Origin of the sequence: Rhodoplanes tepidamans (genome assembly GCF_030813915.1) — a bacterium.
Classification (GTDB): Bacteria; Pseudomonadota; Alphaproteobacteria; order Rhizobiales; family Xanthobacteraceae; genus Rhodoplanes; species Rhodoplanes tepidamans.
Genome location: NZ_JAUSUJ010000015.1, coordinates 95,876 through 117,191 on the forward strand (window position 1 = coordinate 95,876; position 21,316 = coordinate 117,191).

17 protein-coding genes are annotated in these 21,316 nt (G+C 71.1%); 13 read left to right on the forward strand and 4 right to left on the reverse strand.

Annotated elements, in window-relative coordinates:
* Nucleotides 1-4 precede the first annotated feature (4 nt).
* Nucleotides 5-3,169 carry an efflux RND transporter permease subunit gene (locus J2S22_RS18345; RefSeq protein WP_272774989.1) on the forward strand — a complete coding sequence of 1,055 codons (3,165 nt, stop codon included), beginning with the start codon at nucleotides 5-7 and terminating at the stop codon, nucleotides 3,167-3,169.
* Nucleotides 3,170-3,243: 74 nt separating this feature from the next.
* Nucleotides 3,244-3,837: a TetR/AcrR family transcriptional regulator gene (locus J2S22_RS18350; protein WP_272774988.1), complete on the forward strand. Its 594-nt coding sequence runs from the start codon at nucleotides 3,244-3,246 to the stop codon at nucleotides 3,835-3,837.
* Between the two features lie 83 nt (nucleotides 3,838-3,920).
* Here the strand turns inward: J2S22_RS18350 and mdoH are convergent, their stop codons facing one another.
* From mdoH to J2S22_RS18365, 3 genes are all read right to left on the reverse strand, one after another.
* Nucleotides 3,921-6,056: a glucans biosynthesis glucosyltransferase MdoH gene (mdoH, locus tag J2S22_RS18355; protein WP_272774987.1), complete on the reverse strand. Its 2,136-nt coding sequence runs from the start codon at nucleotides 6,054-6,056 to the stop codon at nucleotides 3,921-3,923.
* Between the two features lies 1 nt (nucleotide 6,057).
* Nucleotides 6,058-7,623: an OpgD/OpgG family glucan biosynthesis protein gene (locus tag J2S22_RS18360; RefSeq protein WP_272774986.1), complete on the reverse strand. Its 1,566-nt coding sequence runs from the start codon at nucleotides 7,621-7,623 to the stop codon at nucleotides 6,058-6,060.
* 172 nt (nucleotides 7,624-7,795) lie between these two features.
* On the reverse strand, nucleotides 7,796-8,713 hold the full coding sequence (locus J2S22_RS18365; protein WP_272774985.1) for a LysR family transcriptional regulator: 918 nt from the start codon (nucleotides 8,711-8,713) through the stop codon (nucleotides 7,796-7,798).
* A gap of 333 nt (nucleotides 8,714-9,046) precedes the next feature.
* Here J2S22_RS18365 and J2S22_RS18370 point away from each other — a divergent pair, with 333 nt between their 5' ends.
* From J2S22_RS18370 to J2S22_RS18410, 9 genes are all read left to right on the forward strand, one after another.
* A complete protein-coding gene (locus J2S22_RS18370; protein WP_272774984.1) occupies nucleotides 9,047-9,841 on the forward strand; it encodes a cysteine hydrolase family protein in 795 nt (264 codons plus the stop codon).
* Complete coding sequence (locus J2S22_RS18375) at nucleotides 9,838-10,869, forward strand: ABC transporter substrate-binding protein (RefSeq protein WP_272774983.1); 1,032 nt, start codon at nucleotides 9,838-9,840, stop codon at nucleotides 10,867-10,869. The genes J2S22_RS18370 and J2S22_RS18375 overlap by 4 nt, the downstream gene beginning before the upstream one ends.
* A 191-nt stretch (nucleotides 10,870-11,060) precedes the next feature.
* Nucleotides 11,061-11,852, forward strand: a complete 792-nt coding sequence (locus tag J2S22_RS18380; protein WP_272774982.1) for an SDR family NAD(P)-dependent oxidoreductase — start codon at nucleotides 11,061-11,063, stop codon at nucleotides 11,850-11,852.
* Between the two features lie 23 nt (nucleotides 11,853-11,875).
* The gene (gene allB / locus J2S22_RS18385) at nucleotides 11,876-13,330 is read left to right on the forward strand and encodes an allantoinase AllB (RefSeq protein ID WP_272774981.1); all 1,455 of its coding nucleotides are present in this window, start codon (nucleotides 11,876-11,878) and stop codon (nucleotides 13,328-13,330) included.
* Nucleotides 13,327-14,220 (forward strand): ABC transporter ATP-binding protein, encoded by an 894-nt coding sequence (locus J2S22_RS18390; protein ID WP_272774980.1) that lies wholly within the window; start codon nucleotides 13,327-13,329, stop codon nucleotides 14,218-14,220. Before allB ends, J2S22_RS18390 begins: the two co-directional genes overlap by 4 nt.
* 151 nt (nucleotides 14,221-14,371) lie before the next feature.
* Complete coding sequence (locus tag J2S22_RS18395; RefSeq protein ID WP_272774979.1) at nucleotides 14,372-15,145, forward strand: ABC transporter permease; 774 nt, start codon at nucleotides 14,372-14,374, stop codon at nucleotides 15,143-15,145.
* Nucleotides 15,146-15,176: 31 nt separating this feature from the next.
* Nucleotides 15,177-16,625 (forward strand): amidohydrolase family protein, encoded by a 1,449-nt coding sequence (locus tag J2S22_RS18400; RefSeq protein ID WP_272774978.1) that lies wholly within the window; start codon nucleotides 15,177-15,179, stop codon nucleotides 16,623-16,625.
* A gap of 34 nt (nucleotides 16,626-16,659) precedes the next feature.
* Complete coding sequence (gene atzD / locus J2S22_RS18405; RefSeq protein ID WP_272774977.1) at nucleotides 16,660-17,757, forward strand: cyanuric acid amidohydrolase; 1,098 nt, start codon at nucleotides 16,660-16,662, stop codon at nucleotides 17,755-17,757.
* 113 nt (nucleotides 17,758-17,870) lie between these two features.
* A complete protein-coding gene (locus tag J2S22_RS18410; protein ID WP_272774976.1) occupies nucleotides 17,871-18,497 on the forward strand; it encodes a YceI family protein in 627 nt (208 codons plus the stop codon).
* Nucleotides 18,498-18,555: 58 nt separating this feature from the next.
* On the opposite strand, the gene J2S22_RS18415 is transcribed toward J2S22_RS18410, so the two are convergent.
* Nucleotides 18,556-19,482, reverse strand: coding sequence for a LysR family transcriptional regulator (locus J2S22_RS18415; protein WP_272774975.1), 927 nt, complete (start codon nucleotides 19,480-19,482; stop codon nucleotides 18,556-18,558).
* A gap of 155 nt (nucleotides 19,483-19,637) precedes the next feature.
* On the opposite strand from J2S22_RS18415, the gene J2S22_RS18420 reads away from it, so the two are divergent.
* Nucleotides 19,638-20,582, forward strand: coding sequence for a VOC family protein (locus J2S22_RS18420; protein ID WP_272774974.1), 945 nt, complete (start codon nucleotides 19,638-19,640; stop codon nucleotides 20,580-20,582).
* Nucleotides 20,583-20,670: 88 nt separating this feature from the next.
* Nucleotides 20,671-21,315 carry an alpha/beta hydrolase gene (locus tag J2S22_RS18425; protein WP_272774973.1) on the forward strand — a complete coding sequence of 215 codons (645 nt, stop codon included), beginning with the start codon at nucleotides 20,671-20,673 and terminating at the stop codon, nucleotides 21,313-21,315.
* The last annotated feature ends 1 nt before the right edge of the window (nucleotide 21,316 follow it).

Genomic DNA, 21,316 nt, shown 5'->3' on the forward strand with positions numbered 1-21,316 from the left:
CGAGATGCGCCGTTTCAACGTCTCGGCCTGGGCAGTCGCCCATCCGACCCTCGTGCTGTTTCTGATCATCATGCTCGGGGCGATCGGGGCGATGTCGTACCTGAAGCTCGGGCGCGACGAGGACCCGTCCTTCACGATCAAGGTCGCCATCGTGACCGCGGCTTGGCCGGGTGCCAGCACCGAGGAGATGCAGTATCAGGTCGCCGACCGCATCGAGAAGAAGCTGCAGGAGCTGCCCTGGTTCGACAAGGTCTCGACCTACTCGAAGCCCGGCTTCGTCGCCGCGACGATGGAGTTCCGCGACACCACGCCGCCCGGGCAGGTCCCGTATCTGTTCTATCTCGTCCGCCGTAAGATGTCGGATCTGAAGTCCGACCTGCCGACTGGCGTGATCGGCCCCAACATCAACGACGAGTACGGCGACGTCGACTCGATCCTCTACACGTTGCGCTCCGACGGCGCCGACTACGCACAGATGAAGCGTGTCGCCGAGTCGATGCGCCAGCGCCTCCTGAAGGTGAAGGACGTCACCAAGGTGACGATCTACGGCACCCAGGACGAGCGAATCTTCGTCGACTTCGACCACGTCAAGCTCGCCAATCTGGGCATCTCGACGCAGTCGATCTTCGACAGCCTCGCCAAGCAGAACGACCTCGCACCGGCGGGCGTCGTCCAGTCGACCTCGCGGATTCCGCTGCGCGTCACCGGGGCGTTCGACGGCGTCGAGACCGTCAAGGAGACGCCGGTCGCCGCGTCGAACGGGACCATCGTCCGGCTCGGCGACATCGCGACCGTGTCCCGCGGCTTCGTCGATCCGCCCGAGTTCCTGTTGCGCCAACGCGGGGCGCCGGCGCTCGCCATCGGCGTCGTCATGCAGAAGGGCGCCAACATCCTGCATCTCGGCGAGGCCGTCGACTCGGCCATGGCCGAGGTCGAGCGCGCGACCCCGGTCGGCTTCGTCTACGAGCGCATCGCCAACCAGCCGAAGATCGTCGAGGAGGCGGTCGGCGACTTCATGAAGTCGTTCGTCGAGGCCGTCGCCATCGTGCTCGGCGTGTCGTTCCTGTCGCTCGGCTGGCGCACCGGCATCGTCGTCGCTCTCTCGGTGCCGCTGGTGCTCTGCATCGTCTTCGCCGTCATGCTGACGATGGGGCTCGACCTGCACCGCATCACGCTCGGGGCGCTGATCATCGCGCTCGGCCTCTTGGTCGACGACGCCATTATCGCGGTCGAGATGATGGTGGTGAAGATGGAGCAGGGCTGGGATCGCGCCCGCGCCGCCTCCTTCGCCTGGACGTCGACCGCCTTCCCGATGCTGACCGGCACGCTGGTGACGGCGGCCGGCTTCCTGCCGGTCGGATTCGCGGCCTCGGCGACCGGCGAATATGCGGGCGGCATCTTCTGGGTGGTGTCGATCGCCCTGCTCGCCTCCTGGGTCGTCGCGGTGCTGTTCACGCCCTATCTGGGCGTCCGGCTTCTTCCCGATTTCAAGCTCCATCACGCCGGCGGCGACGAAGACATCTATCAGACGCCGCTCTATCGGCGGCTGCGCGCCGTCGTCGCCTGGTGCGTGCGCCGGCGCGGGCTCGTCGTCGCCGTGACGGTGTGCCTGTTCGTCGCCTCGGTGCTCGGCTTCGGCAAGGTGTCGCAGCAATTCTTCCCGATCTCCGACCGCAACGAGCTGTTCGTCCAGATCCGCATGCCGGAGGGCACCGCGATCGCCTCGTCGCTCGACGCCGCCCGCGAGGCGGAGCGGCTGATCGACGGCGACCAGGACGCCGCGACCTTCACCACCTATGTGGGCCAGGGGCCGCCGCGGTTCTGGCTCGGCATCAGCCCGGCGCTGCCGAACGAGGCCTATGCGGAGATCGTGATCATCGCCAAGGACGTGCCGGCCCGTGAACGCCTCAAGGCGAAGATCGACGGCGCCGTCGCCAAGGGCGCGCTCGCCGGCGCGAGGGTGCGGGTGAGCCGGCTCGACTTCGGCCCGCCGGTCGGGTTCCCGGTGCAGTTCCGCGTGATCGGGACCGAGCCGAACGTGGTGCGCGACATCGCCTACCAGGTCCGTGACGTCATGCGGACCGATCCGAACACGCTGGAGCCGCAGCTCGACTGGAACGAGCAGATGCCGTCGGGCCGGCTGGTCATCGATCAGGACCGGGCCCGGGCGCTCGGCCTCGACCCGCAGAGCGTGGCGCAGACGCTGCAGATCCTGGTCTCCGGCTACACCGTGACGACGGTGCGGGATCGCACCGAGAAGGTCGCCGTGGTGGCCCGCGCCATCGCGCCGCAACGCGACGATCTCGGCGCCATCGGCGACCTCACGGTCATGTCGCGGGGCGGCGTGCCGGTGCCGCTTTCGCAGGTCGCCCGCATCGAGCAGGGCCACGAGGAGGCGATCCTGTGGCGGCGCAGCCGCGACATGGTGATCACGGTGCGCACCGACATCCGCGACGGCGTCCAGGCGCCCGACGTGTCCACCGCGATCTGGGGCAAGCTCGCCGATCTGCGCGGCAGCCTGCCGGCCGGCTACCGCATCGAGATGGGGGGCGCCATCGAGGAGTCGTCGAAGGCCAACGACTCGCTGTTCGCCGTCTTCCCGTTCATGCTGGTCGCCATGCTGACCATCCTGATGGTGCAGCTGCAGAGCTTCTCGCGCCTCGCCTTGGTGCTGCTCACCGCACCGCTGGGCCTGATCGGGGCGGCGGCCGGGCTTCTGGTGTCCGGCCTGCCGTTCGGCTTCGTCGCGCTGCTCGGCCTGATTGCCCTCGCCGGCATGATCATCCGCAACACCGTGATCCTGGTCGACCAGATCGAGCAGGACGTCGCGGCCGGCTCGACGCGGGCGACCGCCATCGTCGATGCGACGGTGCGGCGAACCCGGCCCGTGGTGCTCACCGCGCTGGCCGCCGTGCTCGCCATGATTCCGTTGTCGCGCTCCGGCTTCTGGGGACCGATGGCCGTCACCATCATGGGCGGCCTCCTGGTCGCCACCGCCCTGACGCTCCTGTTCCTGCCCGCCCTCTACGCCCTGTGGTTCCGCCGCTCGCTCGACGAGCGCGGCACCGGGCTTCCGGCCGAGGACGACGAGATCGATGCGCCGGCCGCCGCCGATGCGCCGCGCCTGGCGCCGGTCGGGCCGTCGATTCCGCATCCGCAAGAACCATGAGACATCTGCGCAAGGTTTTGGATACACTCGCGACCCAGGCGGGCTGCAAACCGCCGCACAAGGGAGGCGGGGGCGTGAACGAGGCGAGGGCCGAGGTGCGGGATTCCGACACCCGCACCCGCATCATCATCACGGCGGACCGGCTGTACCGGCAGATCGGATTCCAGAAGACCACGGTGGCCGACATCGCCCGCGAGCTCGGCATGTCGCCGGCGAACGTCTACCGCTTCTTCCGCTCCAAGGACGAGATCAACGAGGCGGTCGGGCAGCAGCTGCTCGGCGAGGTGATCGCCGCGGCCAGGGAGATCGCCGGCGTGGACGCGCCGGCGGCCGATCGGCTGCGGACGCTGTTCGTGACGATCGAACGCATGAACACCGAGCGGTTCACGGTGGAGAAGAAGCTGCACGATCTCGTCGCCCTGGCGCTGACCGAGAACTGGCAGATCGTGTTCGACTACGTGGACCGCATGGACGGCGTGATCGCCGGAATCATCGCCGACGGCATGGCGCGCGGCGAGTTCCGCCAGGGCGATCCGAAGCAGGCGGCGCGCTGCCTGCACACCGCGATGATCCGTTACTCCCATCCCCGCCTGATGGTCGAGTGCGCCGACTTCGAAGATCCGACCGTGGCGCGGATGAGCGAGTTCGCCATCGCGGCGCTGCGTTAGGCGCGGCGTTCCGGTACGCTCCACCCGCAGTCCGCCGGCGCTTCACGCGGGCCAGGGCCGTACGGCCCCGCGGCGCCCTGTCGTCACCCGCGCGGCGTCCTCATCGCCTCGGCGAGCGCACGGCGGTCGGCCAGAATGGAGAACGTCTCCTTCGGCGTCAGCAGCGTCGCGGCCTCGGCGAGGGTGTCGGCGTCGGCGACGCGGGCCAGCGCCACGACCAGCGGCACCTCGACGTCGCCCTTCCGGCGCGCCGGCTTGTCCTCCAGCAGCGCGAGGTGAGCCTCGAGCAGGGCCGGATTGGCGGCGAGCCGCAGCAGTGCCGGCGCCTCGGGGTCGGCCGGTGCCGCAGCGAGCTCCTGCGCCCGTACGAGCACGGCGGGCGGATCCCGCTCTTCGGGGATCAGCAGCAGGCCGATGCGGCGCAGGCCGCGTCCGACCCGCTCACTCGAGGTGACGGCGACGGTCGGGATCGCCAGCACGAGGCCGACCACCACGGGCGTCATCCACAGAAGCAGCGGGGCCGACACCGCGTAGGCGGCGCCGCCGAGCAGCAGGCCGAGCACGACGTGCCAGCCATAGAGGCGCGTCAGCAGGCCGAAGCCGGCATGCGCCGCGTCGCGCTGCTGCGCCTGCCAGCCGGCATCGCGGCCGAGCAGGATCTCGCCGACGGCGCGGGACTGGAGCAGCATCATGATCGGTGCGATCAGGCTGGTGACGAAGGTCTCGAGGACGACGCTGACGAAGGAGCGAACGACGCCGCCGGTGCCGCGGCGCTCGGACGTGCGCGCCATCGCGGCGATCCAGCCCAGAAGCTTGGGGACGACGAGGATGCCCATGGTGCCGGCGAACACCCAGGCGGCGCGGACCGGGTCCTGGGCGGGCCATTGCGGGAACAGCGAGAAACCGGACGGAAAGTACTCCGGCTTCACGAACTGCGCCTGCAGGGCGATCAGCAGCCCGACGAGCAGGAAGACCAGCCACAGCGGCGAGGTGATGTAGGAGCCGATGCCGGTGAGCAGATGCAGCCGCGACACCCAGTGCAGGCCGCGCGCCGGCAGCACGCCGAGATGCTGCAGGTTGCCCTGGCACCAGCGGCGGTCGCGGATCGCGTATTCGGTAAGCGAGGGCGGGCACTCCTCGAAGCTGCCGCCGAGCGAGGGGGCCATGTGGACGCCCCAGCCGGCCCGCCGCATCAGCGCGGCCTCGACGAAGTCGTGGCTGAGGATGTGGCCGCCGAACGGCTTTCGCCCCTTGAGCAGCGGCAGCCCCGCCTGGCCGGCGAAGGCCTCGACCCGGATGATGGCGTTGTGGCCCCAGTAGTTGCTCTCGGCGCCGTGCCACCAGGCGATGCCGCGGGCGATCAGCGGGCCGTAGACGCGGCCGGCGAACTGCTGGATGCGGGCGAACAGGGTCGTTCCGTTCAGCACCACCGGAAAGGTCTGGATCAGGCCGGCGCTGCGGTGCCGCTCCATCGCGGCGGCGAGCCGCACCACGGTGTCGCCGGTCATCAGGCTGTCGGCGTCGAGCACCAGCATGTGGGCGTAGGCGCCGCCGAAGCGCGTCGTCCATTCGGCGATGTTGCCGGCCTTCCGCGCGACGTTCTCGCGGCGGTGACGGTAGTAGATGTTGTCGGCGCCGGTGCGCCCGAGGAGAGCCAGGAACGCCGCCTCCTCGCGGATCCAGACGTCCGGGTCGGTCGTGTCGCTGAGGACGAAGACGTCGAAATGCGCGAGCCGGCCGGTCTCGGCGATCGATTCGAAGATCGCCTGCAGGCGCGACATCACGCGGTGCGGATCCTCGTTGTAGGTCGGCAGGAGCACGGCGGTGCGGGTCGTCAGCTCCGGCAGCGCCGCCGCCGTGTCGATGCCGAGCGTCCGGTCCGGCCCGGCCAGGATGGCGACGAAGCCGACCACGCTGCTGACCAGCGAGAAGGCGATCCAGGCGAACAGGGAGACGAACAGCCCGAGCACGGTCGCTTCGGGCGGGGTCAGGCCCTGCACCTGCAGCACCTGGTACATCTCGTGGGCGGCGCCGGCGGTGAGGAGCGCAGTGCCGCCGAACACGACGAGCCGCCGCAGCCAGGTCCTGGGCGGCCGCTCGGGGCGCGGTGCCGCCGCGCCGGCCGGCCGCCACAGCGACTGCTCCGGCATGGCGAGCGGCCGCTCCGGCGGCAGGCTCGGGCGTGGCGGCTCGGGACGGATCGCGACCGCGTCGTGCATGTCAGGCCGTCCAGCGATAGAGCCAGGTCTCGGTGAGGCGCTCCTCGCCGCGCATCAGCAGCGCGCGCAGCTCGACCACGGTCTCCCGCTCCGGCGCGAGCTCGAACGACATCCGCCAGCCGCCCTCGACCGGATTCGGCTGGGTGACGACGTTCAGGATCCGGCCCTTGTCGGTCTCGACGAGGCCACGCACCGCCGCCGGATCGAGCCGCTTCAGCGCGTCGCCCGTGATGTCGAGCACGAAGCGGCGCGTCCCGTCCGGCCCGGCGCCCGCGCGCGTCCGCGCGAAGACGGCGAGCGGCGGCGTGCCGGGCTTCCCGGCGCCCCAGTGCAGCCGGTACGTGAACCAGTACTCGCCCTTGGCGGAGAGCCGGTCCTTCGGCCGCCAGAACGCGACGATGTTGTCGTGGATCTCCTCCCGGGTCGGAATCTCCACCAGCTGGGTCGCGCCCGTGCCCCAGTCGCCGATCGGCTCGACCCACAGGCTCGGCCGCGTCTCGAAGCGCGATTCCAGATCCTCGTAGGCACGGAAGTCGCGTGCCCGCTGCAGCAGGCCGAAGCCGCGCGGATTGGTGTCCTCGAAGATGCTGATCTGCAGGTCGGCGGGATTGTGCAGCGGCCGCCAGATCTCCTCGCCGCGGCCGTTGCGGATGGCGAGGCCGTCGGAGTCGTGCACGGCCGGGCGGAAGTCGTCGACGCCGACGCGGTCGTTCGGGCCGAAGAAGAACATGCTGGTGCAGGTGCCGATGCCGGGCAGATCGAGGTCGGTGCGCGGATAGAGCGTCATCTCGACGTCGAACACGGTGGTCTCGCCGGGCCGGATGGTGAAGCGATAGGCCGCCGCGGCGCTCTTCGAATCGAGCAGCGCGTGGACGACGATCGAGCCGGTGTGCGGCGGCGGCTTCTCGATCCAGAAGGCGCGGAACGCCGGGAACTCCTCGCCGCGCGGGTCGGCCGTCGCGATGGAGAGGCCGCGGGCGGAGAGGCCGTAGGTCTGGCCTTTCGCCACCGCGCGAAAATAGCTGGCGCCGAGGAAGACGGCGACCTCGTCGTAATAGTCCGGGCGGTTGATCGGCGTGTGCAGGCGGAAGCCGGCGAAGCCGACGCGCGCGTCGGAGGGCGGCGGCGGCACGGCGCCGAAGTCGAACAGGTCGGGCGAGTAGAGGATCGGCCGCGCCTTGCCGTCCCTCACCTCGTGGATGGCGACCCGATCCGTGAACAGGAAGCCGCGATGGAAGAACTGCGCCTCGAACGGCAGGCCTTCGCCGCGCCACAGCGCGCGATCCGGCTTGAACCGGATGGTGCGGTACTTGTCGTAGTCGAGATCGGTCAGGCTCGGCGGCAGGCTGGTGTCGGGTTGCTGAAACGGCTTCTCGGCGAGCGTCCGCGCGGTGCGCCGCACGACATTGGCGTCGAACGGCAGCTCGACCGGCTGCTGCTGCGGCTGGCCCTTGTCCTGCGCGTACGCCGGCCCGGCGCGTCCCGCGCCTGCCAGCACGAACGGCAGCGCCACCGACCCGGCCAGCAGGTCGCGGCGACTCGTCTGATGCGTGGTGATGGTACCCATCCTCGGTGAATGGCCGACCCTGCCCGACAACCGGACGCGGGCACACCGGTTCCATCGCGCAGGTAGCCGGCGGATGAATGACGGTAATTTGGTCCAGATGCGCAGGAAGCGTGACGCCGCTGCCGCAGAGATGAGCGGGCGTTAAGGTGTGCGCATCACGTGCGGACGGACGTCACTCGCGCATGCCTTCGATCGAGCGTACCAGCTGCTCGGCGAACACGGCGGCCGGGACCGGCAGGTTGCGGCTGCGCAGCTGACCGACGACGAGATCGGCGGCCGGCACGTCGCGCGGATCGAGCACGCGGGCGACGACGCCCGGCTCGGCGCCGCGCGGCGCGAGGTCGGCGCCGATCTCGACCTGGAAGGAGAGCACGCGGTCACGCCGCACCAGCCCGCGCAGCATCTCGAACGAGTTCGACTCGGCGACGATGCGCAGCGCGATGCCGGTGCGGGCACAGGCGGCATCGAGAAGCTGTCGGCCGCCGAGCGAGCGGTCGGCGACCGCGCAGGCGTGGCCGACGCAGTCGCGCAGCCGCACCGGCTCGTCCGGCGGCGTCGCGGCGAGCGGATGGTCCTCGGGCATCAGCACGGCGAGACGTTGCGGCGCCGTCATCAGCGGCCGGAAGCTCGCATGGAAGGACGGCCGGTAGACGGCGACGAGGTCGACCTCGTAGGCCTCGAGCGCCGCCATGGCGCGGTCGTGGTCGGCCACCCGCACGTCGAAGGCGACATAGGGGTGCCTGGCCCGGAAGGTCGCGATCTCGCGCGGCAGGAAGTCGTAGGCGAGCGCCTGGCTGCAGGCGAGGCTCACGGTGCCGCGCTTGAGCCCGCGCAGATCCTCGATCTGCGACTTCATCCGCTCGACGTCGCCGGCCTGCTCGCGCAGATAGCGCACGAACACCTCGCCGGCCGCGGTGAGGCGCACGCCGCGCGGCTTGCGCTCGAACAGGGCGGCGCCGAGCTCCTCCTCCAGATCCATGATCCGGCGGTTGACGGCCGAGGCCGTGACGGCGAGCCGCTCGGCCGCCTTGCGGATCGACCCGGTGCGGGCGACCTCGTCGACATAGCGCAGGATTCGCAGGTGACGCATGGGGCGAGGTCCGTGCGGGGCACGCCACCCGACCCCGACCCGTCATGCCCGGCCTGGTGCCGGGCATCCAAGTCTTCACGACCTGTCCGAGGTCGCCTTGGTGGATGGCCGGGACGAGCCCGGCCGTGACGGAAACGGGCGGTAGCGACCGAGTGAAGCCTTTTCGGCAACGCTAGATCAAAAAATCAGCGGCAGAAGTCAACGCCGGCATTCGCTAGCGTGATCGAGCCGGGTCGCGGAGGGTTCCGTGGTTCGGCACGGATGTTGCCTGCAAGCCGTTCTTTTCACGTCCGAAACGCCACCCCGCCACGCCGCTCCAGCCCCGCTCGGACCATGCCGAACCCCGCCCCCGTCCCCTCCTCCAGCATCGCCCACACCAGCCTGGTGCGGCCGCGGCGGCCGGAGACCATCGTCCGCTTCGCGGCGGGGAGCGGCGGCACGGTCGAGATCGATCTCGGCCGCACGGCGCTGCTGGTGGTCGACATGCAGAACGACTTCCTGCATCCGGACGGGTGGTTTCCGCAGGCCGGGATCGCGACGGCGGCGGCACTCGGAATCGTCCCCGGCATCGATGCGCTCGCCGCGGCGCTGCGCGGGGCCGGCGCGCCCGTGATCTTCGTCAACTGGGGCGTGCGGGCCGACGTCGCCAACCTGCCGGCCGGCCTGATCGACAAGGGCCGCTGCGGCGGCACCCGGCCCGGTTACGCCGACCTCTCGCCCGCCGGCCGCGGCGACATCCTGGTCCAGGGCCAGTGGGGCGCCGCGACCATCGATGCGCTCGCCGTCGCGCCGGGCGACCTCGTCGTCCACAAGCACCGCTTCTCGGGCTTCCACGACAACGAGCTCGACTCGATCCTGCGCGCCCGCGACGTGACGACCCTCCTGTTCGCCGGCATCAACACCGACCGCTGCGTCTTCGCGACCCTCACCGACGCGAGCTTCCGCGGCTACGACTGCGTGCTGCTGTCCGACCTCTGCGCGACCGTGTCGCCGCCGAGCGTCACCGACACGATCCTGTTCCTCACCGACCTTCTCTACGGCGCCGTCGCCAGCGGCGCCGCGCTCACTGCCGTGCTCGCCGGGGCCGGTCCCTCCGCCTCCCCCATCCCACAGGAGACTTCCCGATGAGGCTCGCCTCCCTGCGCACCGCCCTGATGGCGGCCGCGGCGCTCGCTGCCGCCGCCCTGCCCTCCGCCGCCTCGGCGGAGACCAAGCTGAAGATGGTGCTGAACTGGAAGTACCAGGGCCCGCAGGGCTTCTTCTTCGTCGCCCAGGACAAGGGGTACTTCAAGGCCGAGGGCCTCGACGTGACCATCGACCAGGGCGACGGCTCGGCCGCGGCGGTGCCGAAGGTGGCGAGCGGCGCCTACGACATCGGCTTCGGCGATCTCAACGCGCTGATCGAGTTCGCCGCCAAGAAGCCCGAGGAAGCGCCGGTCGCCGTCTATGTGATGTTCAACCGGCCGCCCTTCACGGTCGCCGTGAAGGCGGATAGCCCGATCAAGACCCCGAAGGACTTCGAGGGCAAGACGCTCGGCGGCGCGGCCAACGACGGCGCCCTGAAGCTGTTCCCGGCGCTGTGCAAGTCGGCCAAGATCGACTGCTCCAAGGTGAACATCACCAACATGGCGCCGAACCTGCGCGAGCAGATGCTGATGCGCGGCCAGGTCGACGGCGTGTTCGGCTACGTCAACACGATCCGCTTCTCGGCCAAGCTGATCGGTGTGAAGGACGACCAGATCCGCTTCATCAACTACGGCGACTACGGCATGGACCTCTACTCCAACGCCATCATCGTCTCGAAGAAGCTGGTGAAGGAGAATCCGGAGGCCGTGAAGGGCTTCCTGCGCGCGCTGAACAAGGGTGTGATCGAGTCGCTGAAGGATCCCAAGGCGTCGGTCGCGTCGGTCGCCAAGCGCGAGCCGCTGATCAAGTCCGACGTCGAGCTCGAGCGCTTCGACGCCACCGTGAAGGACGAGATGAACCACCCCGAGATCGCCAGGATCGGCCTCGGCAGCATCGACCCGGCGCGACTGAAGACCTCGATCGACATTCTGGTCGAGGCCAACGCCCTGCCCCGCACGCCGGCGACGAGCGAGATCTTCGATCCTTCGTTCCTCCCGCCGGCGTCCGAGCTGCCGAAGAAGCTGTTCTGACATTCGTCCCGGGCGCGGCTGTCCGATCCGCGCCCCTCTCTCCCCTGTCGTGCTCCGCGAAGGCGGAGCACCCAGTTCGCTGCAGCGCCGCTGGTGACCCGTTGGCGCAGGTGGATACCGGGTCGCCCGCCTTCGCGGACGACGACCACCGAGATGCCGTCCTCTTAACCAACCCGACAAGAAGACTCCGCATGAATCTCGATCTCGCCGGCCGCGTCGTTCTGGTCACCGGGCCCGCCAAGGGGATGGGCGCCGCCATCTCGCTCGCCTTCGCGGCCGAAGGCTGCCGGCTCGCGCTGGTCGGCCGCGACACGGCCGCGATCGCGCCGGTCGCCGAGGCGGCGAAGGCGAGCGGCGTCGCGGCGATCGTGATCGCCTGCGACGTGACGGACGCGGCCCAATGCGACGCGGCGGCCGCATCGGCGCGCGAAGCCTTCGGGAAGGTCGACATCCTGGTGAACGTCGCCGGTGGCTCCGGGCCGATCGGCAAGACCGGCGCCGAGACGACGCCGGAGGAGTTCGACGAGATCGTCACCCTCAACATGGGCGGCTGCTTCAACACGATCCGTGCCGTGCTGCCGGACATGATGGCGCGGCGCTACGGCAAGGTCGTCAATGTCGGCGGCACCTTCGGGCTGCGCGGCCGGGCCGGGCGGCTCGCCTACTCGGCGTCCAAGTGGGGCCTGCGCGGCATCACCAAGAGCTTCGCGCTGGAGGCGGGCCCCTACAACATCAACGTCAACTGCGTCGCGCCCGGCATGGTCGAGGGGCCGCGCTTCCGCGACAAGGTGTGCGCCAACCTCGCCGCGAAGCACGGCATCTCGGTCGAGGAGGCGGCGCGGCTGCACGCCGAGGACTACGCGCTCAGGCGCGTCTCCACCGACGCGGACGTCGCCAATGCCTGCCTGTTCCTGGCGAGCGACGTGTCCCGCCAGATCACCGGCGTCGACCTGCCGGTCGACGGCGGCTGGGCGATGCTGTGACCTGTACCGTGAGGGAGACCACCATGACAGCCGATCTCGTCATCCACGGCGGAACCGTGGTCACCGACACCACGACATTCGCGGCGAGCGTCGCGATCAAGGACGGCCGCGTGCTCGCGGTCGGCGCCCGCGAGGCGATGCCGGAGGCCGCCGAGCAGCTCGATGCGACCGGCCTGCACGTGCTGCCCGGTGCGATCGACGTGCACGTGCATTTCCGCGAGCCCGGCTACACCCACAAGGAGGACTTCGGCACCGGCACGGCGGCGGCGGCGTTCGGCGGCGTCACCACGGTGTTCGACATGCCGAACGTGATCCCGGCGACCGGCACGGCCGAGGCGCTGGCCGCCAAGCACAGGCTCGCCTCCGAGAAGGCCTATGTCGACTACGGCCTCTACGGGCTGCTCGGCGAGGACACCATCGCCCACGTGCCGGACCTCGTCGCCGGCGGCGTGATCGGCTTCAAGCTCTACATGGGCAACACCTTCGGCAACATCCCGTCGCCCACCACGGGGGGCATGCTGGAGGCGTTCGAGGTGGTGGCGCCGACCGGCAAGCGCGTCTCGCTGCATGCCGAGACCGCGTCGATCATGGCGCGGCGCGAGGCGCGCCTGCGCGCGGCGGGCCGCAAGGATCCGCTGGCGCATCTCGCGGCGCGGCCGGCCGTCGTCGCCGTCGAGGCGGTGGCCCGCGCCGCCATCCTGTCCGAGTGGACCGGCTGCCGCATCCACGTCCTGCACATCTCCTCGGCCGAGGAGCTGCGGCCGCTCGCGGAAGCAAAAGCGCGCGGCGTCGACATCACGGGCGAGACCTGCCCGCAATATCTGCTGCTCGGCGCCGAGGACTACGGCCGCATCGGCCCGGTGATCCGCGTCAACCCGCCGGTGCGCGAGGCGCGCAACCAGGCGCCGCTGTGGGCGGCGCTCGCGAGCGGCGTCGTCGACATGATCGCCACCGACCACGCCCCGCACATCCCCGACGAGAAGGTGCGCGACGACATCTTCACGGTGGACTGCGGCTTCCCGGGCGTCGAGACCCAGATGCCGCTGATGCTCACCGAGGTGGCGGCCGGCCGCATGTCGATCAGCGACTATGTGCGGTGGAGCGCCGTCAACCCGGCGAAGTGCTGGGGCCTCTATCCGCGCAAGGGCCACCTGCAGCCCGGCGCCGACGCCGACATCGCCATCGTCGATCTCGCACGGCGCTGGACCATCGACGACGCGAAACTCCAGTCGCGGGCCAAGATCACGCCGTGGCACGGGCGCGGCGTCACCGGGCTGCCGGTCCACACGCTGGTGCGCGGCCGCTTCGTGATGAAGGACCGCGCGCTGGTCGAGAGCGCACGCGGGACGGGCCGTTCGGTCCACACGATCCAGGAGATGCCGGCGCCGCGCGTCGCGAACCCGGACAGCACCATGACCGAGATCGTCAGGATCCCGGCCGCCTCGCGCGGCGATGCCGCCACCGGAGCCGCCGCATGAGCGCCGCCGTCGTCCCGTTCGGCCAGCAACCGGCAGCGCCGCCGCCGTCCGCCGGTCCCGCGGCCGAGCCGATCCATCTCGACTCCTATGTGGAGCTCGAGCGCACCACGGTGACGTACGGCCGCGAGCCGAACGTCGTGCGGGCGCTCGCCGAGACGAGCCTCCGCATCGCCAAGGGCGACTTCGTCGCGCTGGTCGGCCCGAGCGGCTGCGGCAAGTCGACCATCCTCAAGCTGGTCGGCGGGATTCTTCGCGCGTCCTCCGGCTACGTCTACGTCGCCGGCCGCGAGGTCGACGCCGAGCCGGTGCGCATCGGCATGGCGTTCCAGAACCCGACCATGCTGCCGTGGCTGACGATCCGCGACAACGTGATGATGCCGCTGAAGATCGTGCCGCCGTTCCGGGGCGAGTACCGCAGGAAGCGCAAGACCGAGTTCCGCGACCGCGTCGAGGCGCTGCTCGCCCAGGTCGGCCTCAAGGGCTTCGGCGACAAGCATCCCTGGCAGCTCTCCGGCGGCATGCTGCAGCGCGCCTCGCTGTGCCGGGCGCTGGTGCACGATCCGCAGCTCCTGCTGCTCGACGAGCCGTTCGGCGCGCTCGACCAGTTCACCCGCGAGGAGCTGTGGTCGATCATGCAGCAGCTCTGGATCACCCGGCGGCCGACCGTGCTGCTCGTCACTCACGACCTGCGCGAGGCCGGCTATCTCGCCAACCGCATCTGCGTGATGAGCGCGCGACCCGGCCGGATCGTCGACGACCGCGTGTTCGAGGCGCCGCGCCCGCGCACCCTCGCCATGACCTACGAGCCCGACTTCGTCGCGATGACCCAGCGCCTGCGCGAGCTGATCGTCGAGGCGCGAACCGACGAGCCGGCGGGATCGACGGCATGACCCCGGACACCGATCCCGTCATGGCCGGGCTCGTCCCGGCCATCCACGACCTCCCCCGCGGCAACACGGCAAGAGCGTGGATGTCCGCGACGAGCGCGGGCACGACGGCGCAGAGCGCCATCGAACGGCCCACAGCCCCGAGGATCGCATCATGAGCTCCACCCTCAAGCGCAAGATCGCCTCGGTCGTGCTGATCGTCGGGCTGTTCGTCGTCTGGGAGGTGCTGTGCCTCGCCTTCGGGGTGAGCGACACGGTGCTGCCGCGGCCGAGCCAGATCTTCGTGACGCTGTGGCAGCGCTTCCCGGCGCTGTGGCCGCACACGGTGCAGACCCTCTACACGACGCTGCTCGGCTTCGTGCTCGGGGTGGGCATCGGCATCGTCATCGGCGTGCTGATCGGCTGGTCGAAGCTCGCCTATGACGTCGCCTATCCGCTGCTCGTCGGCTTCTCGTCGATCCCCAAGGTCGCCGTCGTGCCGATCTTCGTCCTGTATTTCGGCGCCGGCACCGTGCCGGCCGTGCTCACCGCGCTGATCATGAGCATCTTCCCGGTGGTCGTGAACGTCGCGACCGGGCTCGCGACCACCGAGCCGGAGCTCGAGGACGTGATGAAGACGCTGCGGGCGACCAAGTTCGACATCCTGTGGAACGTCGGCCTGCCGCGCGCCATGCCCTATTTCTTCGCCTCGCTGAAGGTCGCCGTGACGCTGTCCTTCGTCGGCTCGGTGATCTCCGAGACGGTGGCGTCGAACCGCGGCATCGGCAACATGATGATGATCGCCTCGTCGTCCTTCGACGTGCCGCTCGTCTTCGCCGGCCTGTTCATCCTGGCGGCGCTCGGCATCCTGCTCTACGGCGTCTTCTCGCTGATCGAAGGCCGCGTCACCGGCTGGGCCCACCGCAAGACCGAGTTCGCGATGGGATGAGGCGCAGCCGCGCCGGGCAGGAGTCCTCGCTATGACCACCCTCGATGCCGCCGTGGTGATCGCCGGACCGGATGGAGCGACGCTGAGCGATCGGGCGATCAGGCTCGCGGAGGGCCGGATCGCGGGGCTGGCGCCGGCGGCCGCGCCTCTCGGCGGCGGAAGCCTCGTGATGCCGGCCCTGGTCAACGCGCACGACCACGCGCGCGTGGTGCGCTCCAGCCAGATCGGCAATTTCGACGTCGCCCTGGAGGCGTGGCTGCCGCATCTCGCCGCCGTCCCGGCGGTCGATCCCTGGCTCGCCGCCGCGGTGGCGTTCGGGCGCAGCGCCCGCGCCGGCATCGCGGTCGAGATGGCGCACTACACCCGCGTCCAGGGCCTGACCGGCTATCTCGACGAGGCGCGCGCGGTGGCCAAGGCGGCCCGCGACGTCGGCATCAGGATCGCCTTCGCGGTGCAGTGCCGCGACCGCAACCCGCTGGTCTACGGCCCGCATGGCGACATGCTCCGGCGCCTCTCGCACGCCGCCTGCGCCTGCGTGAGCGAGACGCTCCTGCGCGCGCCGCTGCCGGGGGCCGAGCAGATCGCCCTGGTCGAGGCGACGGCCGCGGCGATCGCCGGCGACGGCGTCACGGTGCAGTACGGGCCGGCCGGGCCGCAGTGGTGCAGCGACGACCTCCTGGCCCGCATCGGCGAGGCCTCGGCGGCGCACGGGCGGCGCGTGCACATGCATCTGCTGGAGAGCCGCTACCAGCGCGCCTGGGCCGACGCCACCTATCCGCACGGGCTGCTGAACCACCTGGACGGCCTCGGGCTGGTGAACGCGCGCGTCTCGTTTGCGCACGGCACCTGGCTGCGGCCCGACGAGATGGAGCTGATCGCCGAACGCGGCGCCACCATCGTCGTCAACACCTCGTCGAATCTGGTGCTGCGCTCGGGCATCGCGCCGCTCGCCGAGATGCTGCGGCGCGGCTGTCGGGTCGCGATGGGGCTCGACGGCGTCGCGCTCGACGAGCAGGAGGACCCGCTCGCCGAGATGCAGCTCGCCTATCTGCTCCACAAGGGCGAGGGCTTCGCCACCACGATGTCGCGCGACCAGCTGCTGCGCTTCGCGCTCGCCGCCGGGCGCTTCGCCGTGCTGGGCGAGGACGCCGGCGGCACGGTGGCGCCGGGGGCGCCGGCCGATCTCCTGGTGCTCGACTGGGCGACGCTCGCGGCCGACCGTCTCGACGACACGGTGCCGCCGCTGGAGACGCTGCTCGCCCGGGCCCGCCGCCGGCACGTCAGGGATCTGTTCGTCGCCGGCCGGCAGGTGGTGCGCGACGGCGCGGTCACCGGCGTCGACCTGCCGGCGCTCGAGACCGAGCTGCTCGCCGTCCTCAAGGCCCGCTTCGGCTCGACCGCCGAGATCCGCGCCGCCCTGCCCGAGCTGCGCGCCGCCCTCGGTGCCCACTACGGCGCCGGCACGTTCATCTGTTCCTGATTCAGCTGGTCCCGATCACATCCGAGAGTCTTCCATGTCCCGCCGCGCCTATGTCCATCGCATTTCCGCCGCCGCACCCGACGACGTCTCGGGCATCGAGGCGGCGATCGCCGCCGGTCGCATCGACCCGAAGGGCATCGTCGCCATCTTCGGCAAGACCGAGGGCAACGGCTGCGTCAACGACTTCGCCCGCGGCTTCGCCACCCAGTCGCTCGGCCTGATGCTGCAGCGATACATGAGCGCCGAGGCGGCGCACGCCGTCTGCCTCGTCATGTCGGGCGGCACCGAGGGCGGGATGTCGCCGCACTGGACCGTGTTCGAGCGCCGCGACACCGACGAGACCGCGACAGGCGCGGCGCTCGCCATCGGCCGCACCCGCACGCCGGTGCTGCCGTTCCCGGCGCTCGGCCGGGTCGCCGAGGTCGACATGGTGGCGGAGGGCGTGCGCGCGGCGATGGCCGACGCCGGCATCGCGGATCCGGCGGACGTGCATTTCGTCCAGATCAAGTGCCCGCTGCTCACGCTCCAGCGCATCGGCCAGGCGGAGGCGATGGGCGGGACCGTCGCGACCCGCGACACGCTGAAGTCGATGGGGCTGTCGCGCGCCGCCAGCGCGCTCGGCGTGGCGGTCGCGCTGGGCGAGGTTTCTCGCGACGCGATCACGGACGACAGGATCGCGTCCGACTGGTCGCTGTGGTCGGGCCGCGCCTCGTGCTCGTCGGGCATCGAGCTGCTCGACCACGAGATCGTCGTGATCGGCACCTCGCCGGCCTGGGTCGGTCCGCTCACCGTGGATCACGCCGTGATGGCCGACGGCATCGACGTGGAGCCGGTGCGGGCGGCGCTGCGCCGCCTCGGCTTTTCGGCCGACGGCCAGCTCGCGCCGGCCGAGCGCGACCGGCTCGTCGCGCTCCTGTCCAAGGCCGAGGCGAGCCACGACGGGCGCCTGCGCGGCAATCGCCACACCATGCTGGACGACTCCGACATCTCGGCGACCCGCCACGCCCGCGCCTTCGTGTGCGGGGCGCTCGCCGGCCTAGTCGGCCACGCCGAGATCTACGTCTCGGGCGGCGCCGAGCACCAGGGCCCGGACGGCGGCGGCCCGGTGGCGGTGATCGCCGCGCGCGCGTGACGGTCGACGCGACCGCGGGTCGCGGGGCGGCGGGTTGCCACGGTGTCCCGCTCGCCTAGAGTCCCGGGCGAAGCGGCGCCTGCGCCGCGTGACCGTCTCGCCTGGAGTGAAACATGCGGATCTTTCTTCCGGCCGCCGTCGCGGCCGTCGTGCTCGTCCTCTCGGGCCCCGCGTCGGCGCAGTCCGCCCCGCCCGAGCGGCCCGGCAGGCCGGACGTCTCGCGTGTCGCCGCCGGCACCTACAAGGTCGACACCGACCACACCCAGGTGGCGTTCACGGTCAATCACTTCGGCTTCACCGACTATCACGGCCTGATCGGCGGCAGCACCGGCTCGCTGACCATCGATCCGAGCCAGCCGGCCGCCGCCAAGGTCGAGATCGAGATCCCGCTCGGCGCGGCGATCACCACCAGCAAGGCGCTCGACGCGCATCTCCAGAAGGCCGACTTCTTCGAGACCGCCAGGTTTCCCAAGGCGACGTTCCGTTCGACCCGCATCGAGGTGGACGGCGAGCGCGCCCGCATCGTCGGCGATCTCACGCTGCGCGGCGTGACCCAGCCGGTCGTGCTCGACGCGCGCTTCACCGGCGCCGGCGTCAACCCGATGAACAAGGCCGCGACGATCGGCTTCGAGGCCTCCACCTCGATCAAGCGCAGCGCCTTCGGGATGACGTTCGCCGTGCCGATGGTGTCCGACCAGGTCGACCTCACGATCGCGGCCGCCTTCGAGAAGGCGAACTGATCGCGATCCCCCGCCCCGGGCTGACGCTCGGTGGCTTCGACGTCAGCCGGGATGAGCGTTACGCCCCGGTGCGCGGCTCCTCGCCGGAGATGAACCGCCGCAGCTTGGCCAGTTCGGCGGCGAGAAAGTCCATGAACACGCGCACCCGGGCGGCGTGGCGCAGGTCCGGATGGGTGAGCAGCCAGAGGTCGGCGGAGAGCGCCGGGTCCGGCGGCGCGAGGCGCAGGAGCGCCGGGCGCGCCTCGCCGATCAGGCAGGGCAGATGGCCGATGCCGAGCCCGTTCTCCACGGCCTCGGCGAGGCCGAGCACCGAGTTGACCCGGTAGGCGACGCGCTCGGGCGCGACATGCGCCTGCACGTACTTTACCGCCTGCAGCGAGCCGAGGTGCTCGCCGAGGGCGATCCAGTCGCGGGCATGGAGATCGGTCTCGTCGCCGGGCGGGCCGTTCGGAAAGTCCGCGGCGCGGCCGTACAGCGCCCAGGCGATGGTGGCGGCGCGGCGGCCGACCAGCGTCTCGGGCGGCGCGTCCGTCGCCCGGATCGCGACGTCGGCATCCCGACGCGAGAGGTTGAGGGCCTGGTTGGCCAGCACGATGTCGAGCCGCACGTCCGGGCAGGCCGCCCGGAACTTGGCGAACAGCGGCGTCAGCAGGTGGACCAGCAGCGAGTCGTTGGTGGTCACCCGCAGCTCACCGGAGGGCGAGACCTCCTGGCCGGCGAGGCGGCGCGTGACGGCGGCGACGTCGTCGTCCATGCGGCGGGCGACCGCGATCATCTCCTCGCCGGCGGCGGTCGCGGCGTAGCCGGCGCGGTGGCGCTCGAACAGCGGCGTGCCGAGCGCCGCCTCGATCTGGCCGAGCCGGCGGAAGACGGTCGAGTGATTGATTCCGAGCAGGGTCGCGGCCGCCGGCAGGGTGCGGGCGTCGGCGATCGCCTTGATCAGCCGGAAGTCGTCCCAGGCCAGGGCCTTTTGGGAATCGGGCATCGGGGGTGTGCCTCGTTGTTCACAGATGCAATAGCCCGGGCGTTAATGCACTTCAAGCATTGCGACGTCGCAATGGCATCAAGGCGTGGCCGCTGCCATCTTGGGCAGGACACGAACGAGCGGGCGATGCCCGCCGAACCCCCGGAGACACCCCCATGGCCCATGGCATTCACCACGTGACCATCATGGCCGGCCGCGCCCACCGCAATCTCGACGTCTACACGCGGACGCTGGGCCTCCGGCTGGTGAAGAAGACCGTCAATTTCGACGATCCGAGCACCTATCACTTCTACTACGGCGACGAGACCGGCCGGCCCGGCACCATCGTCACGTTCTTCCCGTGGGAGCACGCGGCGCCTGGCCAGTCCGGCGTCGGGGAGACGATCGAGACGGCCCTGCGCATTCCGGAGAGCGCGGTCGCGTTCTGGACGCACCGGCTGGTCGAGGCCGGCCTGCGCCACGAGGCGCCCGAGAAGCGCTTCGGCGAGACCGTGATCCGGTTCCGCGATCCCGACGGCACCCGCCTCGCGCTGGTCGGCGTGCCGGGGATCGAGCGCGAGCCGGCGTGGAGCTCGGCGGAGATCCCGGCCGAGGTGGCGATCCGCGGCGTGCACTCGGTCGGTCTGCTGGTCGCCGACACGACGCCGACGGCCGCGATCCTGACCGACGCGCTCGGCTTCGAGGAGGTCGGCCGCGACGCGGAGGCCGACGTGCTGCGCTATCGCTCGCGTGACGCCGCCGCCGGCATGCCCGGCACCATCGTCGATCTGCACCAGGCGGCCGCATCGTTCCGCCGCCGGCTCGGCGCCGGCTCGGTCCACCACGTCGCCTTCCGGGCCGCGGACGACGCGGCGCAGGCCGCGATGGTGGCGCGGCTGGCGAGCGAGCACGGGATCCGGACGACCGAGCAGCGCGACCGCAACTACTTCCGCTCGGTCTATTTCCGCGAGCCGGGCGGCGTGCTGTTCGAGATCGCCACCGACGTGCCCGGCTTCGCCGTCGACGAGCCGGTCGCGGCGCTCGGCACCGCGCTCAAGCTGCCGGCCCGCTACGAGCCGCGCCGCGCCGCCATCGAGGCGGCGCTGCCGCAGGTGGCGTGAGCGAAGGCAGGGCGCTCCACGTCCCTCTCCCCGCTCGCGGGGAGAGGGACGTCCGCCGATCACAAACCCTCTCACCCCCGAGGCCAGGATGTCCATCGCGACGAAGAGCGCGTCGGCGCTCGATCTTCATGTCCATCGCTTCGTGCCGGCGACGGCGCCGGGACGACCGCCGCTCCTGCTGCTGCACGGCACCGGCGGCGACGAGACCGATCTGATCGGGCTCGGGCAGGCGCTGTCGCCCGGCTCCGCCCTGCTGTCGCCGCGCGGCAACGTGCTGGAGGGCCGCGCGCCGCGCTTCTTCCGCCGGCTCGCCGAGGGCGTGCTGGACCAGGACGACGTGCGCCGGCGCGCCGGAGACCTGGCGGCGTTCGTCGGCGCGGCGCGGGAGGAGTACGGGATCGCGGCGCCGGTGGCGCTCGGCTTCTCCAACGGCGCCAACATCGCGGCGGCGCTGCTGCAGCTCCATCCCGGCGTTCTCGCCGGGGCCGTCCTGCTGCGCGCCATGGTGCCGCTGACCGACCGCCCGGCGCCCGTGCAGACGCTCGGCAGAACGCCGGTGCTGATCGTGGCGGGCGACGCCGACCCGATCATGCCGCAAGGCGATCCGGAAAAGCTCGCCACGATCCTGGTCACGGCCGGCGCCGACGTGACGCTCCGCACCGTAACGGCCGGGCACGGCCTCGTGCAGGCCGACCTCGCCCTCGCGGCGGCCTTCCTGGCGCGGCTCTCCTGAG

Excerpts from the sequence above, each read along its gene's own strand:
- J2S22_RS18410 (WP_272774976.1), top strand. The coding sequence starts at position 17,871 with ATGCGGATCTTTCTTCCGGCCGCCGTCGCGGCCGTCGTGCTCGTCCTC.
- J2S22_RS18400 (WP_272774978.1), top strand. The coding sequence starts at position 15,177 with ATGACCACCCTCGATGCCGCCGTGGTGATCGCCGGACCGGATGGAGCG.
- mdoH (WP_272774987.1), bottom strand. The coding sequence starts at position 6,056 with ATGCACGACGCGGTCGCGATCCGTCCCGAGCCGCCACGCCCGAGCCTG.
- J2S22_RS18380 (WP_272774982.1), top strand. The coding sequence starts at position 11,061 with ATGAATCTCGATCTCGCCGGCCGCGTCGTTCTGGTCACCGGGCCCGCC.
- J2S22_RS18365 (WP_272774985.1), bottom strand. The coding sequence starts at position 8,713 with ATGCGTCACCTGCGAATCCTGCGCTATGTCGACGAGGTCGCCCGCACC.
- J2S22_RS18395 (WP_272774979.1), top strand. The coding sequence starts at position 14,372 with ATGAGCTCCACCCTCAAGCGCAAGATCGCCTCGGTCGTGCTGATCGTC.
- J2S22_RS18360 (WP_272774986.1), bottom strand. The coding sequence starts at position 7,623 with ATGGGTACCATCACCACGCATCAGACGAGTCGCCGCGACCTGCTGGCC.
- J2S22_RS18425 (WP_272774973.1), top strand. The coding sequence starts at position 20,671 with ATGTCCATCGCGACGAAGAGCGCGTCGGCGCTCGATCTTCATGTCCAT.
- J2S22_RS18345 (WP_272774989.1), top strand. The coding sequence starts at position 5 with ATGCGCCGTTTCAACGTCTCGGCCTGGGCAGTCGCCCATCCGACCCTC.
- J2S22_RS18370 (WP_272774984.1), top strand. The coding sequence starts at position 9,047 with ATGCCGAACCCCGCCCCCGTCCCCTCCTCCAGCATCGCCCACACCAGC.
- J2S22_RS18415 (WP_272774975.1), bottom strand. The coding sequence starts at position 19,482 with ATGCCCGATTCCCAAAAGGCCCTGGCCTGGGACGACTTCCGGCTGATC.
- J2S22_RS18420 (WP_272774974.1), top strand. The coding sequence starts at position 19,638 with ATGGCCCATGGCATTCACCACGTGACCATCATGGCCGGCCGCGCCCAC.
- J2S22_RS18375 (WP_272774983.1), top strand. The coding sequence starts at position 9,838 with ATGAGGCTCGCCTCCCTGCGCACCGCCCTGATGGCGGCCGCGGCGCTC.
- allB (WP_272774981.1), top strand. The coding sequence starts at position 11,876 with ATGACAGCCGATCTCGTCATCCACGGCGGAACCGTGGTCACCGACACC.
- atzD (WP_272774977.1), top strand. The coding sequence starts at position 16,660 with ATGTCCCGCCGCGCCTATGTCCATCGCATTTCCGCCGCCGCACCCGAC.
- J2S22_RS18390 (WP_272774980.1), top strand. The coding sequence starts at position 13,327 with ATGAGCGCCGCCGTCGTCCCGTTCGGCCAGCAACCGGCAGCGCCGCCG.